This is a genomic window from Streptomyces sp. NPDC029122, assembly GCF_055569445.1.
This window is the reverse complement of sequence record NZ_JBVHWK010000008.1, coordinates 1-22,108: the sequence shown is the minus strand read 5'-3', so window position 1 is coordinate 22,108 and position 22,108 is coordinate 1. Positions and strand designations below refer to the sequence as shown.

20 protein-coding genes and 1 tRNA gene are annotated in these 22,108 nt (G+C 71.8%); 11 read left to right on the top strand and 10 right to left on the bottom strand.

The window, feature by feature from the left end:
- Positions 1-46 precede the first annotated feature (46 nt).
- Positions 47-985, bottom strand: a complete 939-nt coding sequence (pfkB, locus tag ACZ4WZ_RS12205) for a 1-phosphofructokinase (protein ID WP_467888677.1) — start codon at positions 983-985, stop codon at positions 47-49.
- Positions 986-1,122: 137 nt separating this feature from the next.
- Positions 1,123-2,685, bottom strand: a complete 1,563-nt coding sequence (locus tag ACZ4WZ_RS12200) for an MFS transporter (protein WP_467888674.1) — start codon at positions 2,683-2,685, stop codon at positions 1,123-1,125.
- Between the two features lie 62 nt (positions 2,686-2,747).
- Here ACZ4WZ_RS12200 and ACZ4WZ_RS12195 point away from each other — a divergent pair, with 62 nt between their 5' ends.
- Positions 2,748-3,698 carry a helix-turn-helix transcriptional regulator gene (locus ACZ4WZ_RS12195; protein WP_467888671.1) on the top strand — a complete coding sequence of 317 codons (951 nt, stop codon included), beginning with the start codon at positions 2,748-2,750 and terminating at the stop codon, positions 3,696-3,698.
- Positions 3,699-3,795: 97 nt separating this feature from the next.
- Here ACZ4WZ_RS12195 and ACZ4WZ_RS12190 read toward each other — a convergent pair whose 3' ends face one another.
- Positions 3,796-4,773 carry a sigma-70 family RNA polymerase sigma factor gene (locus ACZ4WZ_RS12190; protein ID WP_467888668.1) on the bottom strand — a complete coding sequence of 326 codons (978 nt, stop codon included), beginning with the start codon at positions 4,771-4,773 and terminating at the stop codon, positions 3,796-3,798.
- A gap of 175 nt (positions 4,774-4,948) precedes the next feature.
- Between ACZ4WZ_RS12190 and ACZ4WZ_RS12185 the strand changes: the two genes are divergently transcribed.
- Both ACZ4WZ_RS12185 and ACZ4WZ_RS12180 read left to right on the top strand, forming a co-directional pair.
- The gene (locus ACZ4WZ_RS12185) at positions 4,949-5,503 is read left to right on the top strand and encodes a GNAT family N-acetyltransferase (protein WP_467888665.1); all 555 of its coding nucleotides are present in this window, start codon (positions 4,949-4,951) and stop codon (positions 5,501-5,503) included.
- Between the two features lie 108 nt (positions 5,504-5,611).
- Positions 5,612-6,259 carry a Uma2 family endonuclease gene (locus ACZ4WZ_RS12180; RefSeq protein WP_467888662.1) on the top strand — a complete coding sequence of 216 codons (648 nt, stop codon included), beginning with the start codon at positions 5,612-5,614 and terminating at the stop codon, positions 6,257-6,259.
- Here ACZ4WZ_RS12180 and ACZ4WZ_RS12175 read toward each other — a convergent pair.
- The 3 genes from ACZ4WZ_RS12175 to ACZ4WZ_RS12165 all read right to left on the bottom strand — a co-directional run bounded on the left by ACZ4WZ_RS12175 (position 6,256) and on the right by ACZ4WZ_RS12165 (position 9,639).
- The gene (locus ACZ4WZ_RS12175) at positions 6,256-7,032 is read right to left on the bottom strand and encodes a dioxygenase family protein (protein ID WP_467889105.1); all 777 of its coding nucleotides are present in this window, start codon (positions 7,030-7,032) and stop codon (positions 6,256-6,258) included. The two genes, ACZ4WZ_RS12180 and ACZ4WZ_RS12175, sit on opposite strands and share 4 nt — an antisense overlap.
- 175 nt (positions 7,033-7,207) lie before the next feature.
- The gene (locus tag ACZ4WZ_RS12170) at positions 7,208-8,752 is read right to left on the bottom strand and encodes an MFS transporter (RefSeq protein ID WP_467888658.1); all 1,545 of its coding nucleotides are present in this window, start codon (positions 8,750-8,752) and stop codon (positions 7,208-7,210) included.
- 110 nt (positions 8,753-8,862) lie between these two features.
- Positions 8,863-9,639: a TetR/AcrR family transcriptional regulator gene (locus tag ACZ4WZ_RS12165; RefSeq protein WP_467888655.1), complete on the bottom strand. Its 777-nt coding sequence runs from the start codon at positions 9,637-9,639 to the stop codon at positions 8,863-8,865.
- Positions 9,640-9,920: 281 nt separating this feature from the next.
- Between ACZ4WZ_RS12165 and ACZ4WZ_RS12160 the strand changes: the two genes are divergently transcribed.
- The 8 genes from ACZ4WZ_RS12160 to ACZ4WZ_RS12125 all read left to right on the top strand — a co-directional run bounded on the left by ACZ4WZ_RS12160 (position 9,921) and on the right by ACZ4WZ_RS12125 (position 18,549).
- Positions 9,921-11,198 carry a M6 family metalloprotease domain-containing protein gene (locus tag ACZ4WZ_RS12160; protein ID WP_467888652.1) on the top strand — a complete coding sequence of 426 codons (1,278 nt, stop codon included), beginning with the start codon at positions 9,921-9,923 and terminating at the stop codon, positions 11,196-11,198.
- 27 nt (positions 11,199-11,225) lie between these two features.
- A complete protein-coding gene (locus tag ACZ4WZ_RS12155) occupies positions 11,226-11,714 on the top strand; it encodes a RidA family protein (protein ID WP_467888649.1) in 489 nt (162 codons plus the stop codon).
- A 201-nt stretch (positions 11,715-11,915) separates the two neighbouring features.
- On the top strand, positions 11,916-12,887 hold the full coding sequence (locus ACZ4WZ_RS12150) for an endonuclease/exonuclease/phosphatase family protein (RefSeq protein WP_467888646.1): 972 nt from the start codon (positions 11,916-11,918) through the stop codon (positions 12,885-12,887).
- A gap of 287 nt (positions 12,888-13,174) precedes the next feature.
- Positions 13,175-15,949, top strand: a complete 2,775-nt coding sequence (haaT, locus tag ACZ4WZ_RS12145; RefSeq protein ID WP_467888643.1) for a cyclophane-containing RiPP biosynthesis TPR protein HaaT — start codon at positions 13,175-13,177, stop codon at positions 15,947-15,949.
- 106 nt (positions 15,950-16,055) lie between these two features.
- Positions 16,056-16,247 carry a HaaA family cyclophane-containing RiPP peptide gene (gene haaA, locus ACZ4WZ_RS12140; RefSeq protein ID WP_467888640.1) on the top strand — a complete coding sequence of 64 codons (192 nt, stop codon included), beginning with the start codon at positions 16,056-16,058 and terminating at the stop codon, positions 16,245-16,247.
- 13 nt (positions 16,248-16,260) lie between these two features.
- The gene (locus ACZ4WZ_RS12135) at positions 16,261-17,415 is read left to right on the top strand and encodes an FxsB family cyclophane-forming radical SAM/SPASM peptide maturase (RefSeq protein ID WP_467888637.1); all 1,155 of its coding nucleotides are present in this window, start codon (positions 16,261-16,263) and stop codon (positions 17,413-17,415) included.
- A gap of 53 nt (positions 17,416-17,468) precedes the next feature.
- Positions 17,469-17,957: a cyclophane-containing RiPP N-acetyltransferase HaaN gene (gene haaN, locus ACZ4WZ_RS12130; protein WP_467888634.1), complete on the top strand. Its 489-nt coding sequence runs from the start codon at positions 17,469-17,471 to the stop codon at positions 17,955-17,957.
- A gap of 519 nt (positions 17,958-18,476) precedes the next feature.
- Positions 18,477-18,549: transfer RNA gene (locus ACZ4WZ_RS12125), tRNA-Arg, on the top strand.
- Positions 18,550-19,061: 512 nt separating this feature from the next.
- Here the strand turns inward: ACZ4WZ_RS12125 and ACZ4WZ_RS12120 are convergent.
- The 4 genes from ACZ4WZ_RS12120 to ACZ4WZ_RS12105 form a co-directional block, all read right to left on the bottom strand.
- Positions 19,062-19,478, bottom strand: a complete 417-nt coding sequence (locus ACZ4WZ_RS12120; protein WP_467888631.1) for a hypothetical protein — start codon at positions 19,476-19,478, stop codon at positions 19,062-19,064.
- Between the two features lie 58 nt (positions 19,479-19,536).
- Positions 19,537-19,686 (bottom strand): hypothetical protein, encoded by a 150-nt coding sequence (locus ACZ4WZ_RS12115; protein ID WP_467888628.1) that lies wholly within the window; start codon positions 19,684-19,686, stop codon positions 19,537-19,539.
- Between the two features lie 90 nt (positions 19,687-19,776).
- Positions 19,777-19,980 carry a hypothetical protein gene (locus tag ACZ4WZ_RS12110; protein WP_388939400.1) on the bottom strand — a complete coding sequence of 68 codons (204 nt, stop codon included), beginning with the start codon at positions 19,978-19,980 and terminating at the stop codon, positions 19,777-19,779.
- Positions 19,981-20,093: 113 nt separating this feature from the next.
- Complete coding sequence (locus ACZ4WZ_RS12105) at positions 20,094-21,971, bottom strand: MFS transporter (protein ID WP_467888625.1); 1,878 nt, start codon at positions 21,969-21,971, stop codon at positions 20,094-20,096.
- Positions 21,972-22,108: the final 137 nt, after the last annotated feature.

The following is a 22,108-nucleotide window of genomic DNA, read 5'->3' as shown; positions in this document are numbered from 1 at the left end:
TCCGCGGTGCGCCCCGTGCCGGGAGCGGGGCCGGCTCCCGTGACCGTCAGTCGGCGGACAGCGGGAGGTCCAGCGGCAGGTCCCGGGTGACGCGGACGGCCTCGGGGCGCAGGTCCGCCGGGCCCGGCATCACGCTGCCCGGCAGTTGTACGGCGGCCGCGCCGTGGGCGAGGGCCGAGGCGAGGGCGGCGGGGCCGGTGCCGCCTGCGGTCAGGAAGCCGGCCAGGGCGGCGTCGCCCGCTCCGACGTCGCTGCGGACCGCCGCGACGGGTGCCGTGCCGTGGTACGCGCCCTCGGCGGTGACCAGGAGCTGGCCGCCCCCGCCGAGGGAGGCCAGTACCGCGCCGGCGCCGCGTCCGACCAGCTCCTCGGCGGCCTTGACGGCGTCGCCGAGGGTGGCCAGGGGCCGGGACACGGCCTCGGCGAGCTCCGCGGCGTTCGGTTTGACGACGTCCGGGCGGGCGGGCAGCGCCGCGGCCAGGGCGGGGCCTGAGGTGTCCAGGGCGACGCGGGCGCCCGCTTCGTGGGCGCGGGCGACGAGTTCGGCGTACCAGCGGTGGTCCGGGCCGGGCGGCAGGCTGCCGCAGCAGGCGATCCAGTCGGCTCCGGCCGAGCCGCGGACGGTGTCGAGGAGGAGGTCCGACTCCTGGGCGGAGAGTTCCGGACCCACCGCGTTGATCTTCGTCAGGGTGCCGTCCGGTTCGACGACGGCGATGTTGGAGCGGGTCGTCCCGGCGATCGAGACGGCCGTGACGTCCACGTCTTCGGCGGTCAGCAGCTCGAGGAGCAGGGTCCCGGAGGGGCCGCCCAGCGGGAGGACCGCCGTGGTGGGGCGGCCCGCCGCCGCGACGGCCCGGGAGACGTTGACCCCCTTGCCGCCGGGGTCGACCCGCTCCCCGGCGGCCCGGAGCACCCCACCGCGGTCCAGCGAGGGGACCTCGTAGGTCCGGTCGAGGGAGGGGTTGGGGGTGACCGTGAGGATCATTGCGAGCCGCCTGTGGGTTTGCATCCGTTTGGTGGTGAATCCTTCTGCTCCCCCACCTTACGCAGACAGCCGGGGGAAAACAAAGAAAAACGGACATACCCGCCACAGGGGCGGGCATGTCCGTGAGGCGGAGGGCGTCAGTGGGCGCCTTCGACGGCCCCCTCGCGTTCCGACATCGGCAGCTGCCGGCGCGGCAGCACGAACATCACCGCGAAGATCACGACGAGCACCGCCACGACCCACCACAGCGCGCCGCGGAAGGCGTCGGCGTACGGCACCCCGAAGATCCGGTCGTCCTCGATGGATCCGAAGAAGACGACGGAGGTCAGGGCGAGGCCGAGCGCGTTGCCCGTCTGGCCGGTGGTGTTGATCAGGCCGGACGCCGAGCCGGCGTGCTCGCGCGGCACCTGGGACAGGATCGTGTCGTTCAGCGGGGCCACGATCAGGCCCATGCCGAGACCCATGACGACCAGCGGCGCGACCATCTGCCAGGAGGTGATCTCCATGCCGTACCGCCCGGACTCCCAGATGTAGAGGAGCAGGCCCGCGGCCATGACCAGCGCGCCGGCCTGGAGCACCTTGCGGCCGAAGCGCGGGACGAGCTTCTCGACCGAGAGGCCGGCGGCGACGGAGACCGCGATGGAGAAGGGGATGCCGGTGCTGCCGGCGTGCAGGGGGGTCCAGCCGAGGCCCATCTGCATGTAGAGCGTCCAGACCAGGAAGAAGATCCCCATGACGAGGCCGAAGGCCAGCTGGACCGCGATGCCGCCGGCGAAGCTCTTGACCTTGAAGAGCGAGAGCTCCACGAGCGGGGAGCCGTCCTTCTTGATCTTGTACTTCTCGTAGGCGATGAAGACGGCGAAGACGAACGGCGCCGCGATCATGCAGACGAATCCCCACAACGGCCAGCCGTTCTCCCGGCCCTGGGTGAGCGGGAAGATCAACATGACCAGCGCCAGGGTCGCGAGGACGACACCGACCAGGTCCAGGCGCAGGGCCTTGGGGGCCTTGGACTCGGAGATGAACTTGCGGCCCAGGAGCACGGCCGCGATGCCGACGGGCAGGTTGATCAGGAAGATCGTGCGCCACTGGAGGCCGAAGAGGTCCCACTCGGTGAGCAGGGCGCCGAGCATCGGGCCCGAGACCGCGCCGAGGCCGACGATCGCGCCGAACAGGCCGAAGACCTTGCCGCGCTCGTGCGGCGGGAAGGTGACGTGGATGATCGCGAGGACCTGCGGGACCATCAGGGCCGCCATGGCTCCCTGGAGGAGGCGCGCGACGACCAGCACGGACGGGTCGGGCGCGATGCCGCAGAGCAGCGAGGCGACGGTGAACCCGGCGACGCCGACGAGGAAGAGGCGCTTGCGGCCGTAGATGTCACCGAGACGGCCGCCGGTGATCAGCCCGGCGGCGAAGGCGAGCGCGTAGCCGGCGGTGATCCACTGGATGGCGCTGGTCGACGCGCCGAAGTCCTGGCGCATGCTGGGTATCGCGATGTTGACGATCGTGACGTCGACCAGGTCCATGAAGGACGCGGTCATCACGATGGCGAGGGCCAGCCAGCGGCGGCGGTCGCCCGGGGCGGCGGATCCGCCGGGGGCGTCTGGTGCGGGTACTGCTTCGGCGAGGGCGTTCCGCTCTTCTCGTACGGGCCCGTTCTCTTTTCTCCCGGGCGATGCCATGGACGTCTCGGTGCTCATGGAGAGAAACCTAGACCGCATCTAGGCCAGATCGTGTCCTACTTACCTGGCAATCTTGACCTATGAACACCACCCCCGCTCGGCTGCTCAGCCTCCTGTCCTTGCTCCAGACCCCGCGCGAATGGCCGGGCAGCGAGCTGGCGGGCCGGCTGGGGGTGAGCTCGCGGACCATCCGGCGGGACATCGAGCGGCTGCGGGAGCTGGGGTACCCGGTGGAGGCCACGATGGGTGCGGAGGGCGGCTACCGGCTGGTCGCCGGAGCGGCGATGCCACCGCTGCTGCTCGACGACGAGGAGGCCGTGGCGATCGCGGTGGGGCTGCGCGCGGGGGCCGGCCACGCCATCGAGGGGGTCGAGGAGGCCTCCGTACGGGCCCTCGCGAAGCTGGAGCAGGTCCTGCCTGCCCGGCTGCGGCACCGGGTGGGCGCCCTGCAGTCGGCGACGGTCGCGGTGACCCGGGGGGACGGGGCGACCGTGGACCCGCGGACGCTGACGGCGATGGCCGGCGCGGTGGCCGGGCCGGAGCGGCTGCGGTTCGCGTACCGGGCGCGGGACGGGGCGGATTCGCGCCGGCTGGTGGAGCCGTACCGGCTGGTGAGCACGGGGAGCCGCTGGTACCTCGTCGCCTACGACCTGGAGCGGGAGGACTGGCGCACCTTCCGGGTGGACCGGGTGAGCGAGCCCTTCGCGACGGGGGCCCGGTTCGCCCCGCGCCCGCTGCCGATGGAGGCGTCCGAGTTCGTCCGCAGGGCGCTGCGGGGGACCCGGAGGTACCCGGTGGACGTGTCCTTCGCCGTGCCCCCCGAGGAGCTGCCGGCGTGGCTGCGCGAGGCGGCCGTCGGGGAGGCGGGCGGGGCGCGGGTGCGCTTCGAGAGCGGGGACGCGCCGGAGTGGCTGGCGGCCCGGATGGCGCTGACGGGGCTGGAGTTCACCGTGCGGGAGCCGGGGTTCCTGGCGGAGGCGGCCGGGGCGCTGGGCGCGCGGCTGGCGCGGGCCGGCGGGGCGCGGGTCTGACGCCGGCCCCCTCGGCGCCCCCGGACAGCGGGGAGCCCCGGCGCCAGGGGGGAAGGCACCGGGGCTCGTTCAGGGGCGGGAGCGGCAGGCGGCCCGGTCAGGCCACCGCGTCGAAGCCGGTGTCCCGGGCCATGCGCTTGAGCTCCAGCAGGGCGTGCTTCTCGATCTGGCGGATCCGCTCACGGGTCAGGCCGTGCTGCTTGCCGACCTCGGTCAGGGTGCGCTCGCGGCCGTCCTCGATGCCGTAGCGCATCTTGATGATGGAGGCGGTGCGCTGGTCGAGCTTGCCGAGGAGGTCCTCCAGCTCCTCGCTGCGCAGCAGCGAGAGCACGGACTGCTCGGGCGAGATCGCGGAGGTGTCCTCCAGGAGGTCACCGAACTGGGTGTCGCCCTCGTCGTCCACCGGCATGTTGAGGCTGACCGGATCGCGCGCCCAGTCCAGGACGTCGCCCACGCGCTTCTCGGTGGAGTCGAGCTCGGCGGCGATCTCGGCGTGCTCCGGATCCCGGCCGTTCTCCCGGTTGAACTCGCGCTGGATCCGGCGGATCCGGCCGAGCTCCTCCACGAGGTGCACGGGGAGGCGGATGGTGCGGGACTGGTCCGCGATGGAACGGGTGATGGCCTGGCGGATCCACCACGTGGCGTACGTGGAGAACTTGAAGCCCTTGGCGTAGTCGAACTTCTCGACGGCGCGGACCAGGCCGGCGTTGCCCTCCTGGATGAGGTCGAGCAGGGGCAGGCCGCTGCGCGGGTAGCGGCGGGCGACGGCCACGACCAGGCGGAGGTTGGACCGGATGAAGACTTCCTTGGCGCGCTCGCCTTCGGCGGCCAGGGCTTCCAGCTCCTCGCGGGCGGGCATGTCCCCGTCACGCTCCACCTCGCCGTCGAGGATCTGCCGGGCGTACACGCCCGCCTCGATGATCTGCGAGAGCTCCACTTCCCTGGCGGCATCGAGCAGCGGCGTACGCGCGATCTCGTCGAGGTACATGCCGACCAGGTCGCGGTCGACTGTCTCCCCGCCCGCAGCGCGGGCGCTGCTCGTGGACTGACGACGGGCGACGGCGCGGGTTGCCATGCGTGCTCCCTTGCGATGCGATGAATCGGTCGCGGTGCGTCTTCGGACACTCTTCCGAGTGCCCGCTTCCGAAAGGAAACAACGACTGGAATCGGGACAGAATTCCCACGCCGCTCTCCCTTTTTCGGGATCTTGCAGTATCCTGCCCCGCCATCCCCGAACCGGAGGTAGCGGCATGCTGCGAGAACCCGAGAACGTGCAGGTCAGGCCCGGCTCGGAGGCCGACCTGGAGGAGCTCACGGAGCTGTACAACCACTACGTCCGTGAGACCGCCGTCACATTCGACACGGTCCCGTTCACTCCGGAACAGCGGCGCCCGTGGCTGCGCTCCCACCCTGAAGACGGGCCGCACCGGCTTCTGGTTGCCCGGGCCGGCGATCGAATCGCCGGATACGCGACAAGCAGCCCGTTCCGCCCGAAACCGGCGTACGCCTCCTCGGTGGAGGTCAGCGTCTACCTCGCCCCGCACGCGGTGGGCCGGGGCATCGGCACCCTGCTGTACGAGGCCCTCTTCGCCGAGCTGGCGGAGCAACCGGTGCACCGCGCCTTCGCGGGCGTCGCCCTGCCGAACGCGGCTTCGGCCAGGCTCCACGAGCGCTTCGGCTTCCGCCGCGTCGGGGACTTCACGGAGGCGGGGTGGAAGTTCGGGCGCTACTGGGACGTGCGGTGGTACGAGAAGCGGCTGGGGACGGAGGCGGGGGCGGTGGACGGGCCGGCGGCCGGGGCTTAGGACGGGTGGACGTCGGACGTACGTCCGTCCGGGTGATTCGACCCCCGTCCGGGTGAAGCCCGGGCATATTCCCTCGGCATGCCACATCGCGGCCGTAGCGTGCCGCGCGTGATCGCACACATCCCACGGCCGGCCCACGCGTCGCCGACCGCCGGCCCCGAACCCGACCCCGAGCTGGACAAGGCCCTCTGGCGGGCCTGGCAGGCCATCGACCCGCCCGAGACCTTCCGCGTCGAGATCGTGGAGGGCCTGATCGAGATGTGGCGGGTGGGGCGGCCGTTCACGCACGCCCTCACCGCGAACCGGCTGCGGGCCCGACTGGCCGCCCACCTGGCCGGCGGGCCGTTCGCCCCCTACATGGCGATGTACGTGGTCGGCGGGTACCAGGCCTGGGCCCCGGACGTGCTGCTCGCCCCGGACGACCTCACCGGGCACGCCGCCCGGGGCGAGCTCGGGATCAGGGCGTCGAGCGTGCCCCTGGTCGCGGAGGTCGTGGCCCCGGGGCCGCAGGACGTCGCGCGGGACCGGGTCCGCAAGCGCCGCGCGTACGCCCGGGCCGGGATCCCGGTGTACGTGGTCGTCGACGACTACGACGGCCACGGCACGGTGAGCGTGCTGACCGGTCCCGTTCCCGGCGAGGCGCGGTACGCCTCGGAGGTGCGGGCGCCGTACGGGACCGGGGTGGCCGTGCCCGAGGGACCGGCCCGGGGCTTCGTGATCGGCGAGGACGTCACCGGTCCGCCGCGGATCCCCTAGGACACGGCACCCGTACCGAACTGGAGGGAGCGCTTCGAGAGGCCCATCCAGAAGCCGTCCACGGCCGTGCGCTGGGCGGTGAGGTCGGAGCCGGCGGCCCCGAGCGTGACGAAGAGCGGGGCGAAGTGCTCCGTCCGGGGGTGGGCCAGGCGGCCCGCCGGGGACTTGGCCTCGAAGTCGAGCAGGGCGTCGACGTCGTGCGCGGCGAGCGCCTCGCGCCCCCACGCGTCGAACTCGGCCGACCAGCCGGGCACTCCGGGGCCGGTGTGCCGCAGCGCGGCCAGGTTGTGGGTGAAGAAGCCGCTGCCGACGATCAGGACGCCCTCGTCGCGCAGCGGGGCGAGCTTGCGGCCGATGTCCATCAGCCGGGCCGGGTCCAGTGTGGGCATGGAGACCTGGAGGACCGGTATGTCGGCCTCCGGGTACATCTCGACGAGGGGCACGTACGCACCGTGGTCCAGGCCGCGGTCCGGGACGTCCTGGACCGGGGTGCCGGGCGCCTTCAGCAGGGCGCGGACCGAGGCGGCGAGCTCCGGCGCGCCCGGGGCCCCGTACCGCACCCGGTAGTAGTGCTCGGGGAAGCCCCAGAAGTCGTACACGAGCGGGACGGGCTCCACGGCACCGAGGGCCAGCGGGGCCTCCTCCCAGTGGGCGGAGACCATCAGGATCGCGCGCGGCCGCGGCAGTCCCGCGGACCAGGCGGCGAGCTCGGCCGGCCAGAGCGGGTCGTCGGCGAGCGGCGGCGCCCCGTGGCTGAGGTACAGCGCGGGCATGCGGGGGGTCTCGGTGGTCACGGAGCGCTCCTCGGTCGTCGTCGGGGCGGGGACCGTGTGGACTCGGGAAAAGACCGACCCCGCCTCGTTCAAATTTGAACGAGGCGGGGTCCTCAGTCATTCCCGCACAGGGGCGCGGCGCCCGGTCAGTGGGCGATCACGTCGGTGGGCGACGTCAGTGGGCGATCACCGGAACCTTGAGCTCGGCGTCCTCGGCGCCGCCCGGTCCGGAGGCCACCGGGCCGCCGGAGCCGGGACGGCCGGTGTTGATCAGCGCGAACGCGATGGCCGCGCTGGCCACGAGGATGCCGACGGCCCACCAGATCGCGGACGCGTAGCCCTCGACCATGGCCTGGGCCTGCACCAGCTGCCCGGCCGGACCGCCCGCCGCGGCCTCGGCGGCGTGGTCGGCGAGGTACGCGGTGGTCGCGGAGGCCGCGATGGTGTTCAGCAGGGCGGTGCCGATCGCGCCGCCCACCTGCTGCGAGGTGTTGACCATGGCCGAGGCCACACCGGCGTCGGCCGGGTTCACCCCGTACGTGGACAGGGACATGGCCGGCATGAAGGCCGTGCCCATGCCGAGGCCCAGCAGCAGCTGCGCCGGCAGGATCAGCGCCGGGTAGGAGGAGCCGACCTCCAGCCGGGTCAGCATCAGCATGCCGGCGCCGGCGACCAGGAAGCCCGGGCCCATCAGCAGCCGCGGCGCGACCCGGGTCATCAGACGGGCGCCGATCTGGGTGGAGCCCACGATCATGCCCGCGATCATCGGCAGGAAGGCGAAGCCGGTCTTGACGGGCGAGAAGCCCTTCACGATCTGGAGGTAGTAGGTGAGGAAGAGGAACAGGCCGAACATGGAGATGACGGCCAGGCCCAGCGAGAGGTAGACACCGCCGCGGTTGCGCTCCAGCAGGACGCGCAGCGGCAGCAGCGGGGACTTCACCTGGGACTCGACGAACACGAAGGCCGCGAGCAGCGCCGCGGAGGCGACGAACATGGCCACCGTGACCGTGTCCGACCAGCCGGCCGACTCGGCGCGCGTGAAGCCGTACACGAGGGCGACCAGGCCCAGCGTCGAGAGGATCACGCCGGGGACGTCGAGGCGCGCGCTGTTGCGGGACCCGGCCGGCTCGCGGATGACCATCCACGCACCGACGGCCGCGACGACCGCGAAGGGGATGTTGACGAAGAAGGTCCAGCGCCAGTTGAGGTACTCGGTCAGGAAGCCGCCGAGGATCAGGCCGACGGCACCGCCGCCGCCCGCGATGGCGCCGTAGATGCCGAAGGCCTTGGCGCGCTCCTTGGCGTCGGTGAAGGTGACCGCCAGCAGGGAGAGCGCGGCCGGGGCGAGCAGCGCGCCGAAGGCGCCCTGGAGGGCGCGGGCGCCCAGCATCATCGCCTCACTGGTCGCGGCGCCGCCCAGGGCGGAGGCCAGGGCGAAGCCGATCAGACCGACGACGAAGGCGTTCTTGCGGCCCCACTTGTCGGCGATGCGGCCGCCGAAGAGGAGCAGACCGCCGAAGGCCAGCGCGTACGCGGTGATGACCCACTGGCGGTTGCCGTCGGAGATGCCGAGGTCGGTCTGGGCGGAGGGGAGGGCGATGTTCACGATGGTCGCGTCGAGGACGACCATCAGCTGCGCCAGGGCGATGAAGACCAGGGCCTTCCACCGACTGGGGTCGACGGCAGCAGCCGGCGGGGTGGTCGCGGCTGTTCCGGACATGGGGGTACCCACTTCACTGTGCGGATGGATGAAAAATGACTGAAAGACAGAAAATACGAAGTTTGCGGTATTTGAGGCTAGGCGGCCGGCAGGACGGCCGTCATCTGGTTTTAGGCCTGGGGCATGCGCCTGAGGTCTTCCAACGTGGCTGCCGCGCCCGGCAGTTCGGACCGGGCCGGAGCCCGCAGGCCGTCCAGGAAGAGCTGGAGGTGACGGTGGACGAACCGCTCCACGCCCAGGCAGTCGATCCCCGGCAGGGGGCGGCTGAGCTGTGACAGCGCGACCATCAGGTCACCGACGCCGATGTCGGCGCGCAGCAGGCCGCCGCCCTGGCCGGCGGTGACGAGGGTCTCGACCGCCGCCTCCAGCCGGCTGCGGGCGGCGAGCAGTTCGGGGTGGTCGCGGTCGAATCCCGCCGCGAGCATCGGGCACAGGGCGCCGATCCGCTCGTCGGCCGCCGCGTGCGTGAAGCGGCAGAGCGCCGCGAAGGCGTCCGGCTCCTCGGCGAGCGACTCCTCGGCCTGGGCGGTGACCCGGTCCATCACGTAGAGCACCACGTGGTGGACGAGGGCGGCCCGGTCGGGGAAGTGCCGGTACAGGGTGGCGTTGCCGACGCCGGCCCTGCGGGCGATCTCGTCGAGGGGGGCGTCCGCGCCGGACTCCACGAACATCTCGCGCGCCGCCACCAGGATCCGCTCCCGGTTCCGCACGGCGTCGGCGCGCGGCTTCGGGACCCGGGCGGGGGTGGTGGACGTCGCGGGGGCGGTCGGGGTGGTCGGCGCCGCGGGGGTGACCGGGGTCGCGGTGGGCGTCGCGGGGCAAGCGGGTCCGGCGAGGGCCACGGCCACCTGGGGCGCGGCCGCCGGGACGCGGGCGGAGCTCTTCATTCCGGGGCCTTCCTGGGGCGTGGATCCGGCGGATCCGCTCGTACGGCCCTCCCGAACCGGGGAGCCGGTCCCCGCTTCGTGGGACTCTCGTTCAAACGGGGATCCAGTCCCCGGTTATTTCACTCGTGCGTGTGAGCCGCGCCACACACGCAGGAGGGGTATTTGCCCCGGTTGGGCGACATTTAGCGGCTTTCGACGCGCGGGCGTGTCGCAATCGTCGGAGGGTGAGCGGACAGAGCAGTCCGGAGCCGGCCGGCTGCCGCGGACCGAAGGCGAGCTCCATGCCGCAGACCCGCCGCCGGATACGCAGACCCTGCCGCACCAGCGCGTTCATCGGCATCACCGCACTGGCCCTGGGCGTCACCGCCACGGCCAGCGACGGCATATCCGGCCGCGGCCACTCCGCCGCCGGCCCCGTCGCCACGAGCGCCGAGTCGGTGCTGGCGCCCTGCCGGATCACCGGGACCATGGGCGTCCAGATGTCGGAGGGCATGCCGACCCCGCCCGGATACTCCCGCTCCACCGGCGAGGTCCGCGCACTGAACCTGATGATCGACTTCCCGGACGCCAAGGGCGAGGGCACCGCCATGGACCGGCTGGCGGAGTTCTTCCCGCAGACCTCCGACTGGTTCCGCACCAGCTCCTACGGGCGTCTCGACTACCGGGCCGAGTCACCGGTGCGGAACTGGCTCCGGATGCCGATGCCCTTCGCCGCGTACGGGATCGAACGCGGCTCCCCCTACGAGCCCGGCTACCGGCAGCTCGTCGAGCACATCGTGAAGGCCGCCGACGCCGAGGTGGACTTCAGCCGGTACGACCTGGTCAACATCCTGGTCACCCCGAACGCCGGACCGTCCGCGCTGGACACCGTCCTGTCGGTCACCTTCTCCGGCAACCGCGAGGCGCCGGTGGCCGACGGGGTGCCGCTCGCCAACACGTCCTTCGTCTACAGCCGGCAGGACGACGGCTCCGGCTCCTACCGGGAGACCGGCTACCGGGTGCTCCCCCACGAGAACGGGCACGTCTTCGGACTGCCCGACCTGTACACCTCCGAAGGCGGCGGCGCGGTCGGGCACTGGGACATCATGAGCGAGGACTGGGGCGCCAACAACGACCTCCTCGGCTGGCACAAGTGGAAGCTCGGCTGGCTCGACAGCAGCCAGGTCAGCTGCGCCTCCACCTCCGGGACCAGCGAGCACGTCCTGTCCCCGCTGGCCGTCGGGGGCGGCACCAAGCTGGCCTTCGTCCCCCTCTCCGAGAGCACCGGCTACGCCGTGGAGGTCCGCACCCGCGCCGGGAACGACGAGGCCGTCTGCAAGCCGGGCGTGCTGATCTACAAGGTCGATTCGGACGTCGACACCGGGCGCGGTCCGGTCACCGTCTCGGACAGCGCGAGCGGGAGCGGCGGCTGCACGCGGCGGCCCAACGTGCACGCGGAGCTGTCGGACGCCCCGTTCCGGCCGGGCGAGACCTTCACCGACGCGCAGGCGGGCATCACCATCGCCGTGGTGGGCGAGCTGCGCAACGGCCGCTACCAGGTACGCGTGACCCGGCCCTGACCCCTCCCATCCCCCGAGGAGACCTTCGTGACCGCCACCCCCACGACCCCCGAAGAACGCCTGGCCGCGGCCGGGCTGGAGCTGCCCCCGGCCCCCGCGCCCGTCGCCGTGTACGTGCCCGCCGTGGTGAGCGGGCACTACGTCCACACCTCCGGCCAGCTGCCCATGGTGGACGGGGTCCTGCCGGTCACGGGCAAGGTGGGCGCCGGCGTCACCCCGGAGCAGGGCACCGAGCTGGCGCGGCGGTGCGCGCTGAACGCCCTCGCCGCCGTGGCCTCGGTGGCCGGGGACCTCTCCGCCGTGAAGCGGGTGGTCAAGGTGGTCGGCTTCGTGGCGAGCGCCCCGGACTTCACCGGCCAGCCGGGCGTGGTGAACGGCGCCAGCGAACTGCTCGGCACGGCCTTCGGCGACGCGGGCATCCACGCCCGGAGCGCGGTCGGGGTGGCGGTGCTGCCGCTGGACGCCCCGGTGGAGGTCGAGATCACCGTGGAGCTGCACACTCCGATGGGCGTGTGAGGCCGGAGCCGCCCCGGGGGGCGGAACCTCCGGCGGGGTCCGGGGCCAACGCCGCCCCCGGGCCCGGCGGGCTCTGCGGCCGATCGGCCCCCGGCCCGACGGGATCCGGAGCCGATCCGCCCCCGGCAGAACCTCCGGCGGGTCCGGGGCCGATCCGCCCCCGGGCAGAACCCCCGGCCCGCCGGACGCGTCACCAGGGGCATGACCCCGTACGTGACGCCCCGCCGCCGAGGAGCCGCGCCCCGGCTCCGCCCTCCCCGCGGGGGCGTGGTCGCGGCCCTCGCCGTACTCACCGCCCTGCTGATGCTGCTGCACCCCTGGCTGCCCGGCAGCCCGGCGAGCGGCAACCCGCGCAGTCTCGTACAGACCTTCCTCCCGTGGACCGGCCTCGCGGTGCCCGTCCTGGCGGCCGCCGCCCTGCTGCGCCGCTCCCGGCGCGCGACGGCCGCCGTACTGCTGCCCGCCCTGGTCTGGGCTTGGCTGTACGGGCCCGCCCTGGCCGACGGCTCGCGGGGCGGCCCGGCCGACCTCACCGTCGTCACCCACAACGTGGACGACGCCAACCCCGACCCGGCGGGCACCGCCCGGGCCGTCGCCGCCTCGGGGGCGCAGCTGATCGCCCTGGAGGAGCTGACCCGGCCCGCGCTGGACGCGTACGAGCGGGAGCTGGCCGCTAGCCACCCGTACCACGTGGTCCAGGGCACGGTCGGGCTGTGGAGCACCTTCCCGCTGCGCGACACGGGCGGCACGCCGATCGTGCCGTGGCGGCAGCTGCTGCGCGCCACCGCCGAGACCCCGAAGGGGCCCGTCACGGTGTACGTGGCCCACCTGCCCTCCGTCCGGCTGGGCACCGGGGGCTTCGCCACGGGCCACCGCGACGAAGCCGCCCGCAACCTCGCCGCGCTGCTGCGGGAGGCTCCGGCAGGGCGGACCCTGCTGGTCGGCGACTTCAACGGCACCACCGACGACGGGGTGCTGGCCCCGGTGACGCGGGGCTTCACCGCCGCCCAGGAGGAGGCCGGCACCGGCTTCGGCTTCAGCTGGCCGGCCCGCTTCCCGGTCGCCCGGATCGACCAGATCCTGCTGCGGGGCGGGCTGACCCCGCTGCGCGCGTGGACCCTGCCGCCCACCGCGAGCGACCACCTGCCGGTGGCGGCCGCGCTCAGGTACTGACCGGCAGGGCGCGCAGCCGGGACGACCGGCTGAGCAACGACGAGCTGGCGTCGCTCACGGGGCATCGGTGCACCCAGCGTAGAAGCCACACGCAGGTTGGCTGATACGAGCCTGTATGTGGCGGGGAGCTGACCTTGACCAGGGTCCGTGGGAGCTGGTCCGCTTATGCGCGAAAGGGCGTCGGATTCGGGGGTTGCGTTCGTGACCAGAGCTACAGCTGGAAAGCTGTGCCGCGCCACAGGCGGCCAACCACGGACCAATCCCTGCTCCGTCAAGACGACGCACCTATGAGGCTCCGGCGGGGAATTTCCGTCGCCGTCGTGGCCGCCGGCGGAGCCGTTACGACCATGCTCGTGGGGCTCGTCACCAACGCGGTGTCCGAGTCTCAGTGGCCCGGGTGGCTGGGGTGGTTACAACGGCATGGCTGGTTCTCGTTCGCTGTGCTGGGCGCGGCCATGGTCGGGCTGGCGGTGCTGCTTGCCGCGCTGTCGGATTCGGGGGCGCCGGAACGCCTCGCTGCGCCGTCCCAGCCAGAGGAAGGGGCGGTCCCTCCGGGTGCTGCCCTCGTGCTGCGGTCCTTGCCGCGCGACACCACGGCGTTCACCGACCGGACCTCCGAGCTCGAGGCGCTGGTGCGGTCCGTAAGGAACTGGCAGGAGAGCGGCGAGGCGCTGCCTGTGCATGTGATCGACGGAATGCCAGGGGTCGGGAAGACGACCTTCGCCGTACACGCAGGGCATGTGCTGTCGGAGCGTTTTCCGGACGGCCAGCTCTTCGTGAATCTCAACGGGCACACGGCAGGGAGGCCCCCCGTACAGGCCACGGAAGCGCTCGCATCGTTGCTGGCGGCGACCGGAGTACCAGCGCAGCGGATTCCTGTCGGCGACGACTTGGGTGCGGTCACCGAGGCGAGGGCGGCCATGTGGCGGAGCCAGCTCGCGAACAAGAAGGCACTGCTCATCCTTGACAACGCGGCCAGCTATCGCCAGTTGGAGCCCCTGCTCCCCGGCGGAAGCGACTGTCTCGTACTGGTGACGAGCCGGAAGCGGCTGGCCGCGTACGAGGAGGTGGTCCTGCCAGTGGAGGCGTTGCCGGCGGAGCATGCGGTCGACCTGTTCGTACGCCTCAGCGGGCGGGCGGCGGAGACGCTCGACCGGTCCATCCTCGAGCAGTTGGTGGAGCTGTGCGGGTACCTGCCACTCGGGGTGGCGTTACTCGCCGCGCGGCTGCGTCATCGCCCGTCGTGGAGCGTCGAGGATCTCCGTGCGCGGCTGGTCGCCGCCGGGGACCGGCTGGGAGAGCTCCGGGCTGGGGAGCGTGCGGTCGCCGCGACGTTCAGTCTGTCCTACCAGGACCTGTCCCCTGAGCGGCAGCACTTCTTCCGGTGTCTCGGCCTCTACCCTGGAACCGAGATCGATGCCTTCTGCGGGGCCGCGCTCGTCTCGGTCTCGGTGGCGGCGGCACGCGAGGGACTCGACACGCTCTACGACGCCCATCTGATCGATGAACACCCGGGAAGCCGGTTCCGGCTACACGACCTCTTACGCGACTATGCCCGCGGTCTCGCCGACGAGGGAGGCAGCATGACCCCCGTTCAAGCAGTTGAGCGCGTGTGCTCCTACTACCTGGCCGCCCTCGCTGTCGCGAACAGACACATTGCCCGCAGCGGCGCCTCCACACCGAGTCCTCCAGATGACACCGCCCAAGTAGAGACCCCTCCCATCGATTCGCGTACGGCGGCTCTCGGCTGGCTGGAGGACGAGCGGGCCAACGTTCTGGCCTGCATCCGCAGGGCGAACGATCTCGCGCTGCACGACTTGGTGATCCACATGGCTGCGGCGATGGCCCCCTTCCTGCGGCAGGCCGGGCCCTGGGACCAAGCCGTTGGCCTCCATCAGACCGCCGCCGAGGCGGCCCGGCACACCAGCGACCGGCGGGCGTTGGCCAACGCGCTGGCCGAGCTCGGAGTCGTCCGGCGCTTCATGGCGGCCTACCCCGAGGCCATCGAGGCACTGAACGAAGCGGTGACGGAGTACGAGGCGGTCGGCGAAAAGCGAGGCAAGGCTGACGCTCTGAACCAGGTCGGCATCGTCTGGTACATGACCGCGGACAACGACGCCTCTGCCCAGGCGCAGACCGAGGCCCTCGCGCTCTATCGGGAAGTCGGCGACCGTCTCGGCCAGGCCAACGCGCTAGCGGACCTCGGCATGGTGCGCCGGCAGACCAGCCGGTTCGACACAGCGGTGGCAGCGCAGACCGAGGCGTTGTCGATCTACCGGGAGCTGGGCGACCGTTACGGGGAGGCCAACTCCCTGCGGGACCTTGGCGTTGTGCACTGCCTCCTGGGCGAGTACGAGCTGGCTGCGCAGCGCCACCATGAGGCATTCGACATCTACCAGGAGCTCGACGACCGGGTCCACCAGGCGTACGCCCTCAACGAGCTCGGAGTCGTCCGGCGCCTGACCGGCGATTCCACCGGAGCGCGGGAGGCTCACACCCGGGCACTGGAGTACTTCACCGAGCTCGGCGAACGGTTCGGCCGCACGAACAGCGTTCGCTACCTCGGGGTACTGGACCTCCTGGACGGGAACGTCACGGAGGCGATCCGGCTGTTGAATGACGCCCTGGGCTCATACCGCGATCTCGGCAGCCGTGGTGGCGAAGCCGCCGCTCTGGGCGAGCTGGGTGCGGCGCGCGGGGTTGCCGGCGAGCGGGACGGTGCCATCGAGTCGTTCCGGCGGAGTCTGGACATCCTCCGAGAGCTCGGCGACCGGTGCGGTGAGGCGGAGGTCCTGAACCACTGGGGGGCGCTGCTGCACTCCTCCGGTGACCGGGCCGCCGCCCGCGGACTCTTCGAGCAGGCGCTGGGGCTGGCCCGGGACATCCGCTGCCCGCTTGAGGAGGCACGTGCGATGGAGGGGATCGGCCGTTGCGACTGGACGGCTGGCGAGCGGGCGCGGGGAGCAGGGACGCTGCGTGAAGCGCTCGATGTCTACCGGCGGTTGGACGCGGGCGCGGCAGCAGATGTCATCGAGCGGCTTCTTGCGTCGCGGGCCGAGTAGCCGGGCACTGGCCGGATTCGATATGCCGCCGAGGGTAGCGGTACTGCTACCTTGCGGGCTGGTCTGCCGCCTCAACCACCGTTGCACTGCCCCGAGGAGCGTCGAATTGCCGTCACGTACGCCCGTTCCCGCACCGCAGGCCCCGGCGCCCGTCGTCGCGGAGTCCATCAACGGTTCGGTCGTCCTGGACCGTGTCGCCGTCCGCGTACGGCAGCGGCTGGCGGCCGAGCAGACGGCCTCAAGCCGCGCCGGCGAGGGTACTCACCAGGCTTCGCTGATCTGGACCTGGCCCCTTTGAGTCGTCCCGTTCGATGACACCGCGCGCGGACGTCACCCACTTTCGGTCGTTCATCCTCAAGGTTGCCAATCGCTGCAACATCGATTGCGACTACTGCTACGTCTTCAACTCCGTTGATCAGGCATGGCGGAACTTGCCTGCTCGGATGAGTGCGGACGTGGCCCGGGCGGCTGGGCTGCGAATCGGTGAGCACGCGGCGACGCACGGCCTGCGGAGCGTGCACGTCGTACTGCACGGCGGTGAGCCGTTGCTGACCGGCCCCCGGCACATGGCAGACCTGCTCGGAGCCCTACAGGAGGGTGTTCCGACCGGTGTGGCGGTCCGTTTCGAGCTTCAGACCAACGGGACGCTCCTCACGGAGCCGTGGCTAGACCTCTTCGAGCGGTACGCGGTCGTCGTGGGCGTCAGCCTCGACGGACCCCCGACCGCGAATGACCGGCATCGGCTGACACGCGCCTCGCGATCGAGCGCCGCCTCGGCTGTACGAGGAGTCGAGCTCCTGCGGTCCCGGCCGCACCTGTTCGCAGGGCTGCTCGCCGTCGTCGACCTGGCCAACGATCCGGTCGAGGTCCATGACTACCTGGCGTCGTTCGAGCCGCCTGTGATCGACTTTGGCCTGCCGCACGCAACTCACGACGAGCCGCCGCATCGCGTCGACCCGAGTGCCCCCGAGTACGGGTTGTGGATGAGCCGCGTGTACGACGCCTGGCTCGCACGGCCGGAGCAGCGGCACAGCGTGCGGATGCTGGAGGACATCGTGGCGCTGAGCTCCGGGGTGCATGGCTCGGTGGAGTCCCTCGGTCTAGCCCCGCCGACGAGCATCGTGATCGAGTCGGACGGCACGATCGAGGGCGTCGACACCCTGCGGTCCGTGGAGGAAGGCGCCTCCTGGCTGGGACGCGACGTCTTCAGCCAGTCCTTCAATGAGGTCCTTCACCATCCGAAGCTCCTGCACCGGCAGAACGGGAAGGCCGCGCTCGCCGATCAGTGCCAGAGCTGTCCTCTGGTGGAGGTGTGCGGTGGGGGCTATCTACCGCACCGTTTCAGCACCGACCGCGGCTACCGAAACCCCTCCGTCTACTGCGCGGATCTGGAGTACCTCATCCGGCATGTTCAGGGCTCGCTGCGTCGGCACGGCTGGGCTCCTCAGGCACTGACGCCCCCGTAGCCACGGTCGTGCTGCCACGCCAGGGTCACGCATTGAAATGAACGAGTGAAGCGATGAGAGAGCGACAGGAGATGTCGATGACCGTGACGATCCGCCCCGCCGAAAGGCGCGACACCGTGGCAGTGGCCGATCTGATCGAAGAGATCGAACGGTTCTACGGAGCCACCGAGATCCAGCCACTCGAGGAGCGCCGCTCCCAGGTGGAGGAGGCGCTCTTCGGTTCCCCGCCGTTGGCCTCCGCTCTCTTGGTCGAGGACGAGGCGGGTGATCTCGTCGGTCTCGCCGCCTACTCGTTCCTCTGGCCGGCGGCCGGCTCCTCCCACTCTCTGTTCCTGAAGGAGCTCTATGTCCGCGGCATCCTCCGCCGCCAGGGCGTCGGCGCCCGCCTCATGGACGAGCTCCGCGCCCTGGCCTCAGCCCGTCCCGGATGCAGCCGGGTCGAGTGGATGACGGACCGCAACAACCCGGACGCGCGCGCCTTCTACAAGTCGTTGGGGTTCGCGGAGTTCGACGGGAAGATCGTCTACCGTGTGGACACCTAGTACGACGTGAGGGTGTGTTTGGGGGGTGAGCCTCCGACCGGCCTCTGTGACCGGTTCAAGCAGCAGCTACCCGACGACCGCGACAGAGGGAAACACCGTGCGGCAGACGGTGCGGCGGTGTAGTGCCAGGAGTGCCAGGAGTGCCAGACAAGGCTGCCGTGATGTGAGCTGCCCGGGACGCCTGCATCAGGACATGCGGCCACTCGACCACGTTCGGATTGGGACCATGGCTCCAGGCTGCATGGCGTCCACTGCGCGATGCCCCAGGTCGGCTGAGACTCGCCCGCTAGTCGGCCGAGGAGAGCCGGAGCCGAGGAGCGCGGCCCCTCACGCGTGGCCTGGGCCTCACCGCGCCGCCACAAGATCACATCCGCCTAATCCGACAGCACCCTACGGCCCCCACCCGCTACACTGGCGCCGGTGCGCACTCCTGACTGCGCACCGCGCAAGATCCCGGGACGACGTGTCTGGCAACGCGGGGTTCACCCCGATTTCCTACACGTTTGCCCACAGATCCCCGCCTTCGTAGCTCAGGGGATAGAGCACCGCTCTCCTAAAGCGGGTGTCGCAGGTTCGAATCCTGCCGGGGGCACAAGCACAAACGGCCCGGAGCGATCACGCTCCGGGCCGTTTGGCTACCCCTACCGACGGCAGCGGGGTCCGCTCTTTCTCCTAGGGGGTCGCGAGGGCACGCGCCACCGGGGTCCCCGTACGCCGTGAGTACGCGAGCCGCTCTCGCACCTCGCGCATGCTCCGGGGTCAGTACCCGGGTCCACAGCCACAACAGGCCTGTCGGAAGTCCAGTCCGGCACGGAGCAGGACCGCAACGACCCTCCAGGCATCCCGGTCCCGTCGTGGCGGCGCCTCGAAAGCATCACCAGCGAAGAGCAGCGCCCGGCGACACCCGGGGCAGTGGTACGTCCGGTGCTCGGAGTGCTTGAAGGAAACCCGGCATGAGAGGCACACGTATGCGGAACGGTGAGGCATGCGGCCACTATCCGCCCCCGGCTTCCGGACCACCACGGGTTTCCTGCACGCACGCCGACCACTCCGCCCCAACAGCCGAGCGAAGGCCCCAGCGGAAAGCGGGAGAAGCGAATGTGCTCACGCTCCCAGGTGGTCCCGGATTCCGGTCAGCGGGTCGCGGCCGTGCTCCTCGGCGTATTCCCGGCGGCGCACGGCGGCCTTTTGGGGGGTCGCCAAGCAGCAGTAGTCCCAGAAGTCGACGAGTACCCGGAACGCGTCGCCCAGGGTGTATTCACCCTGGACGTGCTCGACGAAGGAGTTCTCCACCCTCACGCCCTGTCGGCTGATGGTGACGGTGTGCGCGTTCCCGTCCAGGCCTTCCGGCGCGAAGGCCGTATTGCTCTTGGCCTCGGTCACCAGGTCGATCGCCTCCAGGACGGACAGCGGCGAGAGCTGGATGTCGGCCGTCACCCACTGCCCCAGGACGTTCAGCTCGTCAGGTCCGGCGAAGCCCGGCATGCCGAAGGAGTCTTCGACGTAGTACTTGGTGCGCATCACCGCTCCATTTCTCCTTCTTGCCTACTACGGCACGAGCGGCGGCCCCTCACACGCTTTAGCCCGGCGGCATCGAATGGTGCGGCGCATCGCCAGAAAGGTAGTCATACATGAAACTGAACAACATCGGCAGCAGCTCGCCGCTCACCTCGTGGCCACGCTCGCCATCGAGGTTCACTTCGAGGGAATTCCGGAAGCTCTCGCGCATGGAGGCCTTCCGGTGCCGGGTGGGCATGGAAAGCCCTCCCGGGGTGGCCGGGAGGGCGGGTCGCGTCCTTGTCGGGGCGGCGGGGGTGCGTCAGCTGAGGCCTCTGCTGCGTTCGCCGATGCGGTCACCCTGCGGGGTGCCGGCGCGCTTGAGGTCCGCCTTGGTGTGCGCCCCGCCCTTCACCTTGCTGCGGACCGGACCCTCGAAGCCGTGGCCCTGGGCCCGCGGTGGCTGGAGTCCTTCCGTCGCCTTCGCGACCGCCGTGCGGACGTCCCGCTTCTGCTCTTTGCTCATCCCGTCGTCAACTCCCTCGGGAAGCACCCAATCGGACTACTGGGATCGTATGCACATATACGGACGGATGCACCCGGACCGGTGTGCAAAGATTCCGCCGCGCGAGTACCGGCTCACGGCCCGGGCGGAGTGCCCGGACTGCGGTGGATCAGTTCCGCCGGGCAGGGCGTGCCGCGCGGGAGCTGGTACTTCGCCGAGACCCGGTACTCGCCCGGCGCCGGGGCCAGGAGCTCCGTCCATACGTCGCCGGCGGCGTCCGGGGCCGCCTTGAAGAGGCACCCGGACGGGTTCTCGTACGCCTTCACGGCCGCCGTCCTCGATCCGGGCGTCTCCCGCGGGGGCTCCACCGCCCGGCCCGTGCCGTCCACCAGCCCCAGCCACGGCGAGTGCGGGATCCGCACCAGCACCCGGCCCGGCGCCGAGACGTCGACCACCAGCTGGTCCGCGCCCGCCCGGACCGTCTTCGCGGGGCCCGACACCAGGTCCGTGGGGGCGTCCACCCGCAGCAGCCGCCAGTTCTGGTCGGCCCACACCTGGCTCAGGTACGGGAGTCCCCCGCGCACGAGCGCCGCCTCGGCCTCCCCGCCCGAGTCCGGCCGGTCGGCGGGCAGCACCACGTAGTGCACGGCCCAGCGTTCCAGCCAGGCCCGGTAGCTCTCGGCGGTGAGGGTGTCGTCGTAGAAGAGCGGGTTGCGCTCCAGGTCGGCCTGGCGGTTCCAGCCGCGCGCGAGGTTGACGTACGAGGGGAAGGCGGAGGACTCCCGGTGGCTGCTGGCGGGGACCACCTCGACCCGGCCCCGGTCGGCGCCCGCCTTCCGGAGCTGGTCGACCAGCGGAGCCAGCTCACGGTTCCAGGCGGCCACCGGGGTGGTGCGGACGATGTCGGTGATGCTGTTGGTGGTGATCCAGGCGGTCAGCACCGCGAAGGCCAGCAGCACCGCGTACCGGCGCCGGGTGCGCCGGGCCGTGTACGGCAGGGCGGCGAGCAGCACCGCTCCCCCGAAGAGCATGACGAGCCGGGTGACGTTCGAGCCGACCTGGGAGTCGACCGCCCAGGTCAGGAACACCCCGAGGGCGTAGACGGCGGCGGCCACCCGGACCGTCCTCCACGCCTTGGGCACGAGGAGGGCGACGGCCAGCCCGAGGACGAAGGGCAGCGCGGCCGAGCCGATCTTCATCGGCTGCGTCCCCGAGAAGGGGAAGAGCCACGCCGAGAGCCCCACGACCGCCACCGGGGCCAGCCCGAGGGCGAACGCGCCCGGGCGCCGCCGGCTCAGGAACAGCGCGGCCGCGACTACCCCGAGGAAGAGCCCCGCCACCGGGCTGGCGGCGGTGGCCAGCCCTGCCAGCGGCGCGGCGACGGCCGCCTTGGCCCAGCGCCGCTCGGCCCACTTGCGGGGCCAGCAGAAGACGGCGGCGACGGCGCCGAGCGCGAAGAGCGTACCGAGACCGAAGGTGACCCGGCCGGAGAGCGCGTTACACAGCAGCCCGTAGACCCCGGCCAGGGCCGGCCACAGCGGGTGCCGGACGGCGCCGCGGCAGCGGGTGAGGATCAGTGCGAGGAGTCCGGCCGAGGCGGTGCCGGCGATCATCATCGTGGTCCGGACGCCGAGCACGTGCATCACGTACGGGGACACGACGCTGTACGAGACCGGGTGCATCCCCCCGTACCAGGCGAGGTTGTACGCCGTGTCGGGGTGCCGGCCGACGAACTCCGCCCAGGCGTCCTGCGCGGCCAGGTCCCCGCCGCTGTTGGCGAAGCAGAAGAACCAGACCACGTGCAGGACCGCCGCCGCGATGGTGGCCAGGAGCACGGGGTGCCGGTGGGCACGGCCGAGGGCGCGGGAGGCCATGGACGCGGCGGCGGGCGCGGCTGCGGGTACGGCTCCGGGCACGGATTCGGGCACGGCTGCGGGCGCGGCGGCCCCCGGCCCCGGGCAGGGCTCGTCCGCCCGGCCCGACGGCCCCTGCTGCTGCTCGGCTGTGGTCACGAACGACGCTCCCTCCCGACACGGCTCCCCGGACACGGCGCGGGGGGGGGGGGGGGGGGGGGGGGGGGGGGGGGGGGGGGGGGGGAGGGGGGGGGGGGGGGGGGTGTGGGGGGGGGGAGGGGGGTGGGGGGGGTCGT

Excerpts from the sequence above, each read along its gene's own strand:
- pfkB (WP_467888677.1), bottom strand. The coding sequence starts at position 985 with ATGATCCTCACGGTCACCCCCAACCCCTCCCTCGACCGGACCTACGAG.
- ACZ4WZ_RS12200 (WP_467888674.1), bottom strand. The coding sequence starts at position 2,685 with ATGAGCACCGAGACGTCCATGGCATCGCCCGGGAGAAAAGAGAACGGG.
- ACZ4WZ_RS12195 (WP_467888671.1), top strand. The coding sequence starts at position 2,748 with ATGAACACCACCCCCGCTCGGCTGCTCAGCCTCCTGTCCTTGCTCCAG.
- ACZ4WZ_RS12190 (WP_467888668.1), bottom strand. The coding sequence starts at position 4,773 with ATGGCAACCCGCGCCGTCGCCCGTCGTCAGTCCACGAGCAGCGCCCGC.
- ACZ4WZ_RS12185 (WP_467888665.1), top strand. The coding sequence starts at position 4,949 with ATGCTGCGAGAACCCGAGAACGTGCAGGTCAGGCCCGGCTCGGAGGCC.
- ACZ4WZ_RS12175 (WP_467889105.1), bottom strand. The coding sequence starts at position 7,032 with ATGCCCGCGCTGTACCTCAGCCACGGGGCGCCGCCGCTCGCCGACGAC.
- ACZ4WZ_RS12170 (WP_467888658.1), bottom strand. The coding sequence starts at position 8,752 with ATGTCCGGAACAGCCGCGACCACCCCGCCGGCTGCTGCCGTCGACCCC.
- ACZ4WZ_RS12165 (WP_467888655.1), bottom strand. The coding sequence starts at position 9,639 with ATGAAGAGCTCCGCCCGCGTCCCGGCGGCCGCGCCCCAGGTGGCCGTG.
- ACZ4WZ_RS12160 (WP_467888652.1), top strand. The coding sequence starts at position 9,921 with ATGCCGCAGACCCGCCGCCGGATACGCAGACCCTGCCGCACCAGCGCG.
- ACZ4WZ_RS12150 (WP_467888646.1), top strand. The coding sequence starts at position 11,916 with ATGACCCCGTACGTGACGCCCCGCCGCCGAGGAGCCGCGCCCCGGCTC.
- haaT (WP_467888643.1), top strand. The coding sequence starts at position 13,175 with ATGAGGCTCCGGCGGGGAATTTCCGTCGCCGTCGTGGCCGCCGGCGGA.
- ACZ4WZ_RS12135 (WP_467888637.1), top strand. The coding sequence starts at position 16,261 with ATGACACCGCGCGCGGACGTCACCCACTTTCGGTCGTTCATCCTCAAG.
- haaN (WP_467888634.1), top strand. The coding sequence starts at position 17,469 with ATGAGAGAGCGACAGGAGATGTCGATGACCGTGACGATCCGCCCCGCC.
- ACZ4WZ_RS12120 (WP_467888631.1), bottom strand. The coding sequence starts at position 19,478 with ATGCGCACCAAGTACTACGTCGAAGACTCCTTCGGCATGCCGGGCTTC.
- ACZ4WZ_RS12115 (WP_467888628.1), bottom strand. The coding sequence starts at position 19,686 with ATGCGCGAGAGCTTCCGGAATTCCCTCGAAGTGAACCTCGATGGCGAG.
- ACZ4WZ_RS12110 (WP_388939400.1), bottom strand. The coding sequence starts at position 19,980 with ATGAGCAAAGAGCAGAAGCGGGACGTCCGCACGGCGGTCGCGAAGGCG.